Source organism: Pseudomonas sp. ASL4 (assembly GCF_056680395.1).
This window is the reverse complement of the sequence record NZ_CM155280.1, coordinates 2,477,300-2,490,591: the sequence shown is the minus strand read 5'-3', so window position 1 is coordinate 2,490,591 and position 13,292 is coordinate 2,477,300. Positions and strand designations below refer to the sequence as shown.

Annotated in this window: 6 protein-coding genes and 3 rRNA genes; 2 read left to right on the top strand and 7 right to left on the bottom strand. The window is 54.8% G+C overall.

The genetic code is table 11. From position 1 onward, the window contains the following. Positions 1–12: 12 nt before the first annotated feature. Positions 13–759, top strand: a complete 747-nt coding sequence (locus AC1MEW_RS11290) for a flagellar brake protein (RefSeq protein ID WP_201205914.1) — start codon at positions 13–15, stop codon at positions 757–759. A gap of 66 nt (positions 760–825) precedes the next feature. On the opposite strand, the gene AC1MEW_RS11285 is transcribed toward AC1MEW_RS11290, so the two are convergent. From AC1MEW_RS11285 to AC1MEW_RS11270, 4 genes are all read right to left on the bottom strand, one after another. After that, entirely contained in the window at positions 826–2,199 is a 1,374-nt protein-coding gene (locus tag AC1MEW_RS11285) for an MFS transporter (RefSeq protein WP_201205916.1), read from the bottom strand. Between the two features lie 70 nt (positions 2,200–2,269). Next, complete coding sequence (locus tag AC1MEW_RS11280) at positions 2,270–3,511, bottom strand: glutamine synthetase family protein (protein ID WP_480427217.1); 1,242 nt, start codon at positions 3,509–3,511, stop codon at positions 2,270–2,272. Positions 3,512–3,818: 307 nt separating this feature from the next. Then, a complete protein-coding gene (locus AC1MEW_RS11275; protein WP_201205918.1) occupies positions 3,819–4,508 on the bottom strand; it encodes a sensor histidine kinase in 690 nt (229 codons plus the stop codon). Next, positions 4,505–6,109 carry a response regulator gene (locus AC1MEW_RS11270; RefSeq protein ID WP_322269366.1) on the bottom strand — a complete coding sequence of 535 codons (1,605 nt, stop codon included), beginning with the start codon at positions 6,107–6,109 and terminating at the stop codon, positions 4,505–4,507. The genes AC1MEW_RS11275 and AC1MEW_RS11270 overlap by 4 nt, the downstream gene beginning before the upstream one ends. Positions 6,110–6,491: 382 nt before the next feature. Here AC1MEW_RS11270 and AC1MEW_RS11265 point away from each other — a divergent pair, with 382 nt between their 5' ends. Beyond that, positions 6,492–7,796, top strand: a complete 1,305-nt coding sequence (locus tag AC1MEW_RS11265) for a lysozyme inhibitor LprI family protein (protein ID WP_480426274.1) — start codon at positions 6,492–6,494, stop codon at positions 7,794–7,796. Between the two features lie 141 nt (positions 7,797–7,937). Here AC1MEW_RS11265 and rrf read toward each other — a convergent pair. The 3 genes from rrf to AC1MEW_RS11250 form a co-directional block, all read right to left on the bottom strand. Continuing rightward, positions 7,938–8,053, bottom strand: a 5S ribosomal RNA gene (gene rrf, locus AC1MEW_RS11260). 173 nt (positions 8,054–8,226) lie between these two features. Further along, a 23S ribosomal RNA gene (locus tag AC1MEW_RS11255) occupies positions 8,227–11,118 on the bottom strand. Between the two features lie 300 nt (positions 11,119–11,418). Then, a 16S ribosomal RNA gene (locus AC1MEW_RS11250) occupies positions 11,419–12,957 on the bottom strand. The 16S, 23S and 5S rRNA genes sit together here, the layout of an rRNA operon. Positions 12,958–13,292 lie beyond the last annotated feature (335 nt).

The window sequence follows — 13,292 nt, the reverse complement described above, 5'->3', positions numbered from 1 at the left end:
GATTGATGAACCGTGTTCAATGCCTTAAGTGCGGAAGATGCTCCGCAGCCACCCAAGGTGCTCACCACACCCCTGGAAATCTCCGGCAACCTGCGCCAGCTGCAAGACAGCCATGATCCGCTGATCATCACGTTCCACGAACGTAGCCAGCGCTTCCAGAGCTATCTGGTGGACATCGATCGTGACAGCAACATGATCGCCCTGGACGAGATGATCCCCCGTGACGGTGAACGCTACCTGTTGGCCGGTGAACCATTCCGGGTCGAAGGCTTCCACGACGGTGTGCGCATTGCCTGGGAAAGCAACGGTCCGTTGACCATCGACGAGTCCGGTGGTGGTCGTTGCTATCGGGGCGCGCTGCCGACCGAGGTGGTGTACCACCAGCGTCGCAATGCCTTTCGCGCCGCGTTGAAGCTGGCGCAACTGGTTAATGTCGAACTGGGTGGTGAAAAACTCAAGTCGCCGATCAACGGCAAGTTGCTGGATATCTCTGCCACTGGCTGCAAGCTGCGCTTCGAAGGCGATATCACTTCCAGCCTGCAACTGGGCCAAGTCTATGACCGCTTCATCGCCGCCCTGCCCTTTGGCAGCATGACGGCCCCGGTTGAACTGCGTTACTTACACTTCGAAGAAAGAATCTCCACCACGTTCGCCGGCGTACGCTTTCACAACATGAGCGGCCTGGTGCAACGGCAGGTCGAGCGCTTCGTCTATCAGCTTCAGCGCGAAGCCCGGCGCTTCGACAAAGACGACATGTAAGCACTGCGCTTCAATAAAAAACGGGCAGTCCCTTGCGGTGACTGCCCGTTTTTTTATGCATGGATATTAAGGTCTGGCCTCGGTGAAGCTTTGTTCGCGACCTGTGTCCGGGTCGTGCGGTTCTTCCGGGGACGGATCGGTTTCAGGTTTCGGCTCAGGGTCCGGTTCAGGATCGATCGGGTTCTGCATCTGATCCTGCACCACTTGCTCATCGACCCGCGGGTCAAGGGCTGCCACCAGCGGTGAACTCGACATGCTGTCAGGCATGGCCACGTGATGCAGTGGCGCATCGTCGACCTGATGCAGGTTGGTCACCGCTTTCGGGCGAATCCGCCACACCAGCACCAGCGCAAAGAAGCTGAAGAAGGCATACAGCATGTGGCTGCCGAACAGTTTCATCAGCACCCCGGCCACCAGCGGCCCGATACTGGCGCCAACGCCGTAGGTCACCAAAAGCATCGCTGTCAGGGAAACCCGACGATCCCCCTCAACGTGGTCATTGGAAAACGCCACCGCCAACGGATACAGGCAAAACTGCACCAGCGAACAGAAGAACCCGGCGATGAACAGCACCTCCAGCGGCACTTCGGTCATGATCGCCAGCGGCAACGCAGCAACGGCCAGACACAAAGCGAAGCAGCGGATCAGCAACGCCCGATCATAACGATCAGACAACCAGCCCAACGGCCACTGCACCACCAGACCGGCAAAAATGCAGCTACCCATGAACAGACCGACCTGCTCGGTCGAAAGCCCTTGTTGCGAGGCATACAACGGTGCCAGACCGTAGAACGAACCGACGATCAACCCGGCCCCCAACACCGTGCTCAACGACTGCGGCACTCGCTTGATGAAGAACCGCGGCTCCATCGGTGCCGGATGCAAAGGCGCCGGGTGAATGCGTCGGGTCAGGGCCACCGGCACCAGGCACAACGCGAAGCACAAGGCGACCAGCATCAGCAGCTCCAGGCCCAAGGCCGGGTGCAGAACCAGAATCAGCTGCCCCAACACCAGCCCCAGGTACGAGGCAATCATATAACCGCTGAACACCAACCCGCGCTGCTTGGCTTCGGCCTGCTCATTGAGCCAGCTCTCGATGACCATGTATTGGCACATCATGCCAAGACCCACGATCACCCGCAGAAACAGCCACGCAGGCAACCAGTTGATCAAGCCATGGCCCAACACTGCCGCGCCGACAATCCCGGCACACGCTGCATAGGCGCGAATATGCCCGACCCGGGCAATCAACCGGTGGCCGATTTTGCCGCCCAGCACCAGGCCAAAATAGTTGGCCGCCATCAACGCACCGACCCACAAGCTGTCGACATGGTCAGCCGCCAGGCGCAAGCCCAGATAAGTACTCAACAGACCCGAGCCGATCAACATCATCAGCGAGGCGAAATACAGCGCTCGAAAGGATTTCCAGATTTGGCGCATCGGCGTTCCGAGCGGCTCCTTGCAGTGAGTATCGGGCTAGCGAGAACGATAGCCCGAAGACGACGGGTCGTCAGGCCTGGGCTGCTAAAACACGCCGTTCCCAGGGAGTAATTTCATCAAAGAAGCTGGTCAGTTCCATGGTCTTCGAAGCGATGTAGCCTTCGATGAACTCCTTGCCAAACAGTTCCATCGCCAATTGGCTACGTTTCAGACGTTCAAGGGCAGCGTGCAAGGTACATGGCAACGTAAGATTATCCGGCACCACGAATTCGCCCTGAATCGCCTCACTCGGCTCCAGCTCGTTTTCGATGCCGTGCAGCCCGGCGGCCAGGCTTGCGGCAATCGCCAGGTACGGATTGGCATCGGCGCCAGGCAAGCGGTTCTCGACCCGACGGGCCACCGGCGAACTGGCCGGAATACGCAGACCCGCCGCACGATTATCGTGGGACCAGCAGGCATTATTCGGCGAAGCAAACGGGTGGCACAAGCGCTGATAGGAGTTCACGTTCGGCGCAAACAACGCGGTGAAGTCGGCCATGCCGGCCTGCTGACCGCCGATGAAATGACGGAAGGTCGCCGTTGGCTGCCCGGCCTCATCGCTGAACACGTTACGCCCGCTGCCGATCTCGACGATACTTTGGTGAATATGCATCGAACTGCCCGGCGTGTGCGCCAACGGCTTGGCCATGCACACCACCGTCAAGCCGTGCTTGAGCGCAACTTCTTTGAGCAGGTGCTTGAATAAAAAGGTCTGGTCAGCCAACAGCAACGGATCGCCGTGCAGCAGGTTGATCTCGAACTGGCTGACGCCCATCTCGTGCATGAAGGTATCGCGAGGCAAGCCAAGGGCGGCCATGCATTCGTAGACTTCACTGAAGAATGGTCGCAAACCGTTATTGGAACTGACGCTGAACGCCGAATGACCGTCCTCGCGACGACCGTCCAGGCCAATGGGCGGCTGGAACGATTGCGTCGGGTCGGTGTTGGGCGCGAAGACAAAAAACTCAAGTTCGGTCGCCACCACTGGCGCGAGGCCATGTGCGGCGTAACGCGCGATAACCGCTTTGAGTTGGCCGCGGGTCGACAGACGGGAGCTTTCCCCGGTCAGTTCATCCGCATCACAAATGGCGAATGCCCGAGGCTGTTTGCTCCACGGCAAACGGTGGATTTGAGCAGGGTCCGCAACCAGCGCCAAGTCGCCATCATCGCTGCCGTAAAAACGCGCCAGCGGATATCCGCCCATGATGCATTGCAGCAGCACACCCCGCGCCATCTGCAACCGCCGCCCTTCCAGGAAACCCTCGGCAGTCATTACCTTGCCCCTGGGTACGCCGTTCAAATCCGGCGTAACACACTCAATCTCATCAATGCCCGTCAATCGCTGAGCGAGTGAACGCTGGCCATCGGTTGTCATGACGCAATCCTTGTTGTTGTGCGAGCCGCGAACGGCGACCCGTACAAAATAGGCTCCGCCCGTTCGGAATATCAAGCACTGGCGAACAAAAAACCAAACCGATGTCCCACACCCCGGTAGGAGCTGGCGAAGCCTGCGATCTTTTGATCTTGTCTGTAAAAAGTCAAAAGATCGCAGGCTTCGCCAGCTCCTACAGGAACGTGTATCAGGGCAAGTAGAGGCTGAAGACGCCACCGCCCAGTGGACCGCCGTTGCTGATGCGCGTGTATCCGCCAACGCCGTTGCGCTGATGCAACGCAGCGATGCGCCCGGCGAAGTAAAGGCCCAGACCAGTGCTGCCGGTGCTGTGGTTGATGCCCTGCACGTAATCGTCCTGGCGCTCGATCATCTCGGGCGGATAGCCTTCGCCATCGTCGTTGATGGTCACCACCAGTTGACCGGCCTCGTCGCTAACCGTGATCAACAGCGCATCGCGTGCGTAACGGATAGCGTTGTTGATGCTGTTGGCCAGCACCGAAGCAACCAATTCCCGGTCAAAGAAACCCAACGGGCTCAGCGGGTCCACTTCGTAGGTCGCCATGATGCCGCGACTGGCGAACACCTCCTGATGCGCGGCCAGTTGCGCTTCAATAAAGTCATCCAGCTCATGGTAAGCCGGCTGCAATGGCATCTGGTTGACGCCGAGCTTATAGAGCCCGAGCAACTGCACCAGCATGCCGTTGAGGTGGGCGAACTCGAAGTCGATGACGCCCTGTTCCTTGGTGTGCTGCTGATCGGGCAAGCGCGCCAGCCATTGGCTGTGAGCCTGCATCAGCATCGCTAGAGAGTTCTTCATGTCGTGCACGGTAGAGGCAATTACCGTGGAGAAGTCGAGTGCCTGTTCGCTGTCGTTCATTCGCCAAACGCCTTGCTTCGCAGCTTCTGATAACGGGGAAAACGGGTGTCGGTATCGGGCATCAGGCCGACCGTTTTCAGGCAGGTCCGGCACTCTTCGAGTTCCGCCGATGGGACATTGGTGTCAGTGCCATGCAGCAGCGATTGCGCCATGTTCAGCGCAATACTGATGTTCTTCGGTTGCAGCGCCAGGGCTTTGCGGAACACATCCCGTGCTTCCACCAGGTTACCGGTCTTGTACACCCGCACGCCCTGTCGGTTGAGGTCGGCGGCGGCGTTACCGGCATTGAGGATAGTCGGATCGTCAGTCAACTTGGCGATGCCCTGCATCACTGTCGGATCGTCACCGTAGATCTCCGCACAGTTTTTAAGCATCGAAGCGCCCGCAGTGGCTTGCCCGAGCATTTGCAGTTGCTTGGCCACCAGCAGCGCCGCTTCGGCACTCATGAATTGCTCCATGCCATCGAGGCGCATCATCGCTTGTTCGGTGAGCTTCTCGGCGGTCTCGGCATCGTTGAGCAGCAGGCTGGTAGCCTTCATCAGCCGTGCACGAATCTGCAGGCCCGGGTCGGAGGGGTTCTCCTTGGCCACAGCACTGAGGGTCGTGTTGATTTCCAGCCGAGTCCGAGTGTCCAGCCCCTTTTCGCTGCCCTTGCTGATCAAGGCGTGGGCCAGGCCAAGGTTGCTTTCGGCATCCTTGAAGCGAGACTGGGCACCTTGAGCCACCGCCTGGCGATAGGCTTTAGAGGCGGTGTCAAAATCTTCGTTGGCCATCGCCAGTTTACCCAGCAACGCTTGCCGGCGGACCGCCAGTGGCGACAGGCGAATGGCTTCCTCCAACACGCGCTGGGCACCCTTGGTATCGCCTTGCGAGACCAACACATCGGCCATGCCGTCATAGAGCGCCGGCATCATCGGGAATACTTTCAGCGCTTTTTCATAGACGCCTTTGGCCTGGGCAACCTGGCCGCGCTTGAACAGCAACTTGCCCAGCCCGGCAAACGCCCATGGCAAAGGCCGATCAGCGATGATGCCGTCGTAAAGACGTTCCAGCGCTTCGTTCTGGTTCAGGTCGCGCAAGGCATCGGCGCGATAACGCAGGCACAGCGGCGAGTAGCGGATGTCTTGCTTGCACAAGGCGATACAGGCGTTGAGCACCTCGACCGGTTTACCCCGGTCAAGCGCCTGCAGGATCGGCTTGAGCAACGTCTTTCGCTGCACCAGCCGTTCCAGCCGCTGGGCCAGACCAGAACGGTTGAACGGCTTGGTCAGGTAAGCATCGGGCTCGTGCTCCAGGGCGCTGAGCACCATGGCCTGACTGGTTTCGGCGGTGACCATGACGAACACACTTTCATGGCTGATCAGCTTCTCGATCATCAGGTCTTCAAGCACCTGCTGACCGTTTTTCTTGCCATCGCCCAGATGAAAATCCTGCAGGATGAAATCGTAGGACTTCTGCGCACACATACGCAGCGCCTGCTCACCGGTATCAGCGGTGTCGACATCCTTGATGCCCAGCTCCCGCAGCATGGACCTGACGGAGCTGCGGAAATCCGAGAAATCATCGACGATCAGAAAACTCTTTTGGTGATACGACAGCATCGAAGATTTCCAGGCAATTTAAGAAGAACAACCCAAGGGCAAATACACCAACACGCTTAAGTTCGCTGTCTCTTGGCGCGCAGATGATAGCTGGAGGCCAAAGGCTATCAAGCGTTTTCGCATCAACCCGCAAGGATACTTTCGGCTTGCCGCGAGCAAAGAGAACAACGACCGTTTGGGTTATCGGCCAGTGGTGGCCTTCCCTTGAAGCGGTGAGTGTGAAAACGTGCATTTGCCTGAGCTTAATGCACACTTGCACGGCGACAGATTGCCAAGGTCGCTTACTTTATGAACTCAAGGTCTTATTACTGTGCACACCCAAGGACGCTGGATGTTGTCCGCTTGTGCTCTGTTGGTTACCCAGCAGGCACTGGCGACTGGAATGGACTGTACAAAAGCGGCAAGCGCCGTTGAAAAAACCATCTGTGCTGATACGGGACTGTATGAACTAGACACTCAGATGGGGTCGGCTTACCGAGGGTTAATGGATGCGGCTCCTCATTCAAAGTCCGAATTGAAAACCGCTCAGCGCGCTTGGCTAAAGGCGCGCGATCAGTGCGCTGAAAAGGTTGATTGCCTGGATCAGAGCTATCGGAAACGTCTGCTGTCGCTGCAACAGCAGACGAATGAAGCGGTTGCTCAGCAGCCGGCGGGCATAGACAGGTTGGTACTGGATGACCTGAAACAAGCTATTCAGACAGCCAGTAAAACCGATGCAGAGTTTCCGTTAGAGCGGGCACTTGATCCACTGGTGATCAAAAAGGGCACTACTACGTTTTCAAATGTCAGGGATGATGAAAAATCTGTTGAAGACCCGCAGTTCCCGAAGGCGATTCCCAAAGGCGTGACGCAGGACGAGTGGCAGGCTCTCACGGGCTCTAAAGTTGAGAGCGAGGGTGAGAACGGCAACACCTCCTATACCTTGATGGACTTGGACGGTGATGGATTGCGGGATCTTGTTGTCGACACCTATTCTGGCGGCACTGGGTTGTTTTCTTACATAGAAACGTTTCACCGGGTTGGAGACGTATTTGTCAGAAGGACAGGTGCTGGTGACACTGAATCTGAAAGCTCGCTTTTTTCCCTTAATGGTCGCGGTGCGAACCAGTCAGTTGATTGGATAAATATTCGTGGCCGGGTTTATGCCGCTTATCGAAACAGCTACTACGGTGTTGATCAGGTTTACCTGCTTGATCCTCTTAAGGCTCCTGACGCGGTTCCGACTGTGAGCATCAATTACCGCTATCAACTGTCTGTGCCCAATACTCAAAAAGATGATGCCAAAGGCACTAGCGTCACGTTGGACGCGGTGCTGCATACAGCACTGACTAAGGCATTGGTTGGTGTCAGTAAAACTGAAGCCAAGGATGTAGGTGATCAGAGTCGTCCCCTTTGCCCTATCCCCCCAGCAGGACCGGGCGATGGTGATTATTACAGTTATGGCCCTGGGCACTACACCATCGAAATTGTGGGTGATATGCCTGTTGTGATTGGGGAGCAGTGCTATATCGGGAGGTTGGCGGATTGGTTTGGAAGTTATAGCGCCAAAGATGGACTGTTCACAGAACTCGCCCTCCGAAAGCCAGACTTGGAGGGTGACGGACGTAGTTATGAGGTCAATGGGCGACGCCGCATGACCGATGTAACCACTTCGGTTGGCAAGTTTGAAGAAGGCAATGGCGGCTGACGGGGGTGTCGATTGAGGGATACTAAAAAGCCCCATCAGTAGATTCTGATGGGGCTTTTTTATTTATGTGTTTTCGGACACTTTCCTGCAGGCAAAACAAAACCCCTACCTGCATACGCAGATAGGGGTTTCGGAATTTAATCTTGACGATGACCTACTCTCACATGGGGAAACCCCACACTACCATCGGCGATGCATCGTTTCACTGCTGAGTTCGGGATGGGATCAGGTGGTTCCAATGCTCTATGGTCGTCAAGAAATTCGGTAGCCAGGTCGTTCTCCTTGCGGAGTACGCTCCAGCGAATGGGTATGTGATAGATCGTGGTGTTTTGTGAGTGCCTCGAACTTTCGGTTCGTTTCGTCTTCACACACCGCAATCTGGTGCTCTTTCGCTTTTCAGCTCGAAGCAAGCAAATTGCTTGGGTGTTATATGGTCAAGCCTCACGGGCAATTAGTATTGGTTAGCTCAACGCCTCACAGCGCTTACACACCCAACCTATCAACGTCGTAGTCTTCGACGGCCCTTCAGGGGACTCAAGGTCCCAGTGAGATCTCATCTTGAGGCTAGTTTCCCGCTTAGATGCTTTCAGCGGTTATCTATTCCGAACATAGCTACCCGGCAATGCCACTGGCGTGACAACCGGAACACCAGAGGTTCGTCCACTCCGGTCCTCTCGTACTAGGAGCAGCCCCTCTCAAATCTCAAACGTCCACGGCAGATAGGGACCGAACTGTCTCACGACGTTCTAAACCCAGCTCGCGTACCACTTTAAATGGCGAACAGCCATACCCTTGGGACCGGCTTCAGCCCCAGGATGTGATGAGCCGACATCGAGGTGCCAAACACCGCCGTCGATATGAACTCTTGGGCGGTATCAGCCTGTTATCCCCGGAGTACCTTTTATCCGTTGAGCGATGGCCCTTCCATACAGAACCACCGGATCACTAAGACCTACTTTCGTACCTGCTCGACGTGTCTGTCTCGCAGTCAAGCGCGCTTTTGCCTTTATACTCTACGACCGATTTCCGACCGGTCTGAGCGCACCTTCGTACTCCTCCGTTACTCTTTAGGAGGAGACCGCCCCAGTCAAACTACCCACCATACACTGTCCTCGATCCGGATAACGGACCTGAGTTAGAACCTCAAAGTTGCCAGGGTGGTATTTCAAGGTTGGCTCCACGCGAACTGGCGTCCACGCTTCAAAGCCTCCCACCTATCCTACACAAGCAAATTCAAAGTCCAGTGCAAAGCTATAGTAAAGGTTCACGGGGTCTTTCCGTCTAGCCGCGGATACACTGCATCTTCACAGCGATTTCAATTTCACTGAGTCTCGGGTGGAGACAGCGCCGCCATCGTTACGCCATTCGTGCAGGTCGGAACTTACCCGACAAGGAATTTCGCTACCTTAGGACCGTTATAGTTACGGCCGCCGTTTACCGGGGCTTCGATCAAGAGCTTCGCGTTAGCTAACCCCATCAATTAACCTTCCGGCACCGGGCAGGCGTCACACCCTATACGTCCACTTTCGTGTTTGCAGAGTGCTGTGTTTTTAATAAACAGTCGCAGCGGCCTGGTATCTTCGACCGGCATGGGCTTACGCAGTAAATGCTTCACCCTCACCGGCGCACCTTCTCCCGAAGTTACGGTGCCATTTTGCCTAGTTCCTTCACCCGAGTTCTCTCAAGCGCCTTGGTATTCTCTACCCAACCACCTGTGTCGGTTTGGGGTACGGTTCCTGGTTACCTGAAGCTTAGAAGCTTTTCTTGGAAGCATGGCATCAACCACTTCGTGTTCTAAAAGAACACTCGTCATCAGCTCTCGGCCTTAGAATCCCGGATTTACCTAAGATTCCAGCCTACCACCTTAAACTTGGACAACCAACGCCAAGCTGGCCTAGCCTTCTCCGTCCCTCCATCGCAATAACCAGAAGTACAGGAATATTAACCTGTTTTCCATCGACTACGCTTTTCAGCCTCGCCTTAGGGACCGACTAACCCTGCGTCGATTAACGTTGCGCAGGAAACCTTGGTCTTTCGGCGTGGGTGTTTTTCACACCCATTGTCGTTACTCATGTCAGCATTCGCACTTCTGATACCTCCAGCAAGCTTCTCAACTCACCTTCACAGGCTTACAGAACGCTCCTCTACCGCATCACCTAAGTGATACCCGTAGCTTCGGTGTATGGTTTGAGCCCCGTTACATCTTCCGCGCAGGCCGACTCGACTAGTGAGCTATTACGCTTTCTTTAAAGGGTGGCTGCTTCTAAGCCAACCTCCTAGCTGTCTAAGCCTTCCCACATCGTTTCCCACTTAACCATAACTTTGGGACCTTAGCTGACGGTCTGGGTTGTTTCCCTTTTCACGACGGACGTTAGCACCCGCCGTGTGTCTCCCATGCTCGGCACTTGTAGGTATTCGGAGTTTGCATCGGTTTGGTAAGTCGGGATGACCCCCTAGCCGAAACAGTGCTCTACCCCCTACAGTGATACATGAGGCGCTACCTAAATAGCTTTCGAGGAGAACCAGCTATCTCCGAGCTTGATTAGCCTTTCACTCCGATCCACAGGTCATCCGCTAACTTTTCAACGGTAGTCGGTTCGGTCCTCCAGTTAGTGTTACCCAACCTTCAACCTGCCCATGGATAGATCGCCCGGTTTCGGGTCTATTCCCAGCGACTAGACGCCCTATTAAGACTCGCTTTCGCTACGCCTCCCCTATTCGGTTAAGCTCGCCACTGAAAATAAGTCGCTGACCCATTATACAAAAGGTACGCAGTCACCCAACAAAGTGGGCTCCCACTGCTTGTACGCATACGGTTTCAGGATCTATTTCACTCCCCTCTCCGGGGTTCTTTTCGCCTTTCCCTCACGGTACTAGTTCACTATCGGTCAGTCAGTAGTATTTAGCCTTGGAGGATGGTCCCCCCATATTCAGACAAAGTTTCTCGTGCTCCGTCCTACTCGATTTCATGACTAAGAGATTTTCGCGTACAGGGCTATCACCCACTATGGCCGCACTTTCCAGAGCGTTCCGCTAATCTCAAAGCCACTTAAGGGCTAGTCCCCGTTCGCTCGCCACTACTAAGGGAATCTCGGTTGATTTCTTTTCCTCAGGGTACTTAGATGTTTCAGTTCCCCTGGTTCGCTTCTTAAGCCTATGTATTCAGCTTAAGATACCTAACTTATGTTAGGTGGGTTCCCCCATTCAGACATCTCCGGATCAAAGTCTGTTTGCCGACTCCCCGAAGCTTTTCGCAGGCTACCACGTCTTTCATCGCCTCTGACTGCCAAGGCATCCACCGTATGCGCTTCTTCACTTGACCATATAACCCCAAGCAATCTGGTTATACTGTGAAGACGACATTCGCCGAAAATTCGCAATTACTCACAAATTTTACCTTAGCCTGATCCGTTACCAGTGAAAGTAACGTCCAGTCTATCTTTCTATCACATACCCAAATTTTTAAAGAACGATCTAATCAAAGACTAGAAATCAATATTCACCGAGGAATACTCATTTCTAAACTCTAACGACACAAGCCACCTTAAAGGCTGGCTTCTCGTCTTCTTCAATGAATCAAGCAATTCGTGTGGGAACTTATGGAGCAGCTGATGTCGTCGATTAAGGAGGTGATCCAGCCGCAGGTTCCCCTACGGCTACCTTGTTACGACTTCACCCCAGTCATGAATCACACCGTGGTAACCGTCCTCCCGAAGGTTAGACTAGCTACTTCTGGTGCAACCCACTCCCATGGTGTGACGGGCGGTGTGTACAAGGCCCGGGAACGTATTCACCGCGACATTCTGATTCGCGATTACTAGCGATTCCGACTTCACGCAGTCGAGTTGCAGACTGCGATCCGGACTACGATCGGTTTTCTGGGATTAGCTCCACCTCGCGGCTTGGCAACCCTCTGTACCGACCATTGTAGCACGTGTGTAGCCCAGGCCGTAAGGGCCATGATGACTTGACGTCATCCCCACCTTCCTCCGGTTTGTCACCGGCAGTCTCCTTAGAGTGCCCACCATTACGTGCTGGTAACTAAGGACAAGGGTTGCGCTCGTTACGGGACTTAACCCAACATCTCACGACACGAGCTGACGACAGCCATGCAGCACCTGTCTCAATGTTCCCGAAGGCACCAATCTATCTCTAGAAAGTTCATTGGATGTCAAGGCCTGGTAAGGTTCTTCGCGTTGCTTCGAATTAAACCACATGCTCCACCGCTTGTGCGGGCCCCCGTCAATTCATTTGAGTTTTAACCTTGCGGCCGTACTCCCCAGGCGGTCAACTTAATGCGTTAGCTGCGCCACTAAGAGCTCAAGGCTCCCAACGGCTAGTTGACATCGTTTACGGCGTGGACTACCAGGGTATCTAATCCTGTTTGCTCCCCACGCTTTCGCACCTCAGTGTCAGTATCAGTCCAGGTGGTCGCCTTCGCCACTGGTGTTCCTTCCTATATCTACGCATTTCACCGCTACACAGGAAATTCCACCACCCTCTACCATACTCTAGCTCGACAGTTTTGAATGCAGTTCCCAGGTTGAGCCCGGGGATTTCACATCCAACTTAACGAACCACCTACGCGCGCTTTACGCCCAGTAATTCCGATTAACGCTTGCACCCTCTGTATTACCGCGGCTGCTGGCACAGAGTTAGCCGGTGCTTATTCTGTCGGTAACGTCAAAACACTTACGTATTAGGTAAATGCCCTTCCTCCCAACTTAAAGTGCTTTACAATCCGAAGACCTTCTTCACACACGCGGCATGGCTGGATCAGGCTTTCGCCCATTGTCCAATATTCCCCACTGCTGCCTCCCGTAGGAGTCTGGACCGTGTCTCAGTTCCAGTGTGACTGATCATCCTCTCAGACCAGTTACGGATCGTCGCCTTGGTGAGCCATTACCTCACCAACTAGCTAATCCGACCTAGGCTCATCTGATAGCGCAAGGCCCGAAGGTCCCCTGCTTTCTCCCGTAGGACGTATGCGGTATTAGCGTCCGTTTCCGAGCGTTATCCCCCACTACCAGGCAGATTCCTAGGCATTACTCACCCGTCCGCCGCTCGCCACCAGGTACAAGTACCCGTGCTGCCGCTCGACTTGCATGTGTTAGGCCTGCCGCCAGCGTTCAATCTGAGCCATGATCAAACTCTTCAGTTCAAACATCTTTGGGTTTTTAAGAAACCCTAAACTTGGCTCAGCAATCGTTGGTTACATCTTTGATTTCTCGCGGAGTAACTTGTGATGCTGATAATCTTGTTGACTATCAGTCTGACTCCACAAGCACCCACACGAATTGCTTGATTCAGTTGTTAAAGAGCGGTTGGTTAAGATCTTTCGTCTCAACCGAGGCGCGCATTCTACAGCAGCCTCTGTCACTGTCAAGCGGTTATTTTCAGAAGTTTTCAAAGTTTCCTTTGCAACTTCAACCACTTGCGCTTCCGATCTCTCGTTAGCGGGAGGCGAATTCTACAGCGTTACTCGCTGCTGTCAAC